Raw genomic sequence first — 1,185 nt, forward strand, 5'->3', positions numbered from 1 at the left:
CCAAGCGGCTGGAACGGGGCCGGTTCGTGTGGCCCGCGACGGCGGGCGAGAGCGTGGCCATCACGCCCGCGCAACTCGGCTATCTGCTCGAAGGCATAGACTGGCGCCATCCGCAGCAGACCTGGCGGCCGAGCCGGGCAGGATGAGCTCTGGACTGTTATCAACACGACCAATGCCCCCCGCTCTGGCGTTACCTGAAGATCTATGATCGGATCTGTTCATGGCGAAGCGGCCCAAGTCCGAAAAGATCGACGTCGACGCGCTGCGCGCAGCCCTGGCGGCCGCCTAAGCCCGAGCCGATCAGGCCACGGAGCGCGCCGATCAGGCCCAGGCCGCAGCCGATCGCGCCGAGGCCGAGGCTGCCGCCGTGAAGGCGCAGCTGTCGGGCGACGCGGCGCTGATCGCGCACCTGCGGCTTGAGATCGCCAAGCTCACCCGAACCCTCTACGGCCAGCGCTCCGAACGGACCCAACGCCTCCTCGACCAGTACGAGCTGCAGCTCGAGGAGCTCGAAGCCTCGGCGGCCGCGGACGCCCTCGCGGCTGAGAAGGCCGCCGCCAAGGCCGCTATGCCGGCCCCGGCGGACCGTCGGAAGCCGTCGCGCCAGCCCTTCCCGGCCCACCTGCCGCGTGTGCGCGTCGTGGTGCCGGGCCCCGGCGCCTGCCCGTGCTGCGGCGGCACGCGCCTGTCGAAGATGGGCGAGGACGTCACCGAAACGCTGGAGGTGGTGCCGCGCCAGTGGACCGTGATCCAGACCGTGCGCGAGCGCTTCTCCTGCCGCGCCTGCGAGAGCGTCACTCAGGCGCCGGCACCCTTCCACGCCATCCCGCGTGGCTGGGCCGGGCCGAGCCTGCTCGCCATGGTGCTGTTCGAGAAATACGGCCAGCACGTCCCGTTGAACCGGCAGGCCGAGCGCTACGCCCGGGAAGGCGTGCTACTCAGCCTGTCGACGCTGGCCGACCAGGTGGGCACCTGCGCGGGGGTCCTGGAGCCGCTGTTCCGGCTGATCGAGAGACACGTCATGGCGGCGGGACGGCTCCATGGCGATGACACCACCGTGCCGGTGCTGGCCAAGGGCAAGACCAGCGGACGGGCCGCGTGTGTCTACGTGCGCGACGACCGGCCCTTCGGCGGTGGCGATCCCCCGGCGGCCGTGTTCCACTTCTCGCCCGACCGCCGGGGCGA

1 protein-coding gene and 1 pseudogene are annotated in these 1,185 nt (G+C 71.4%); both read left to right on the plus strand.

Features of this window, described 5'->3' with window-relative positions:
- The first annotated feature begins 8 nt into the window (after positions 1-8).
- A complete protein-coding gene (tnpB, locus tag D3273_RS27775; RefSeq protein ID WP_346432564.1) occupies positions 9-146 on the plus strand; it encodes an IS66 family insertion sequence element accessory protein TnpB in 138 nt (45 codons plus the stop codon).
- Between the two features lie 74 nt (positions 147-220).
- Positions 221-1,185: pseudogene (tnpC, locus tag D3273_RS27780) on the plus strand (IS66 family transposase); the annotation flags it as partial.

The organism is Lichenibacterium minor, from assembly GCF_004137685.1.
GTDB classification, from domain to species: domain Bacteria; phylum Pseudomonadota; class Alphaproteobacteria; order Rhizobiales; family Beijerinckiaceae; genus Lichenihabitans; species Lichenihabitans minor.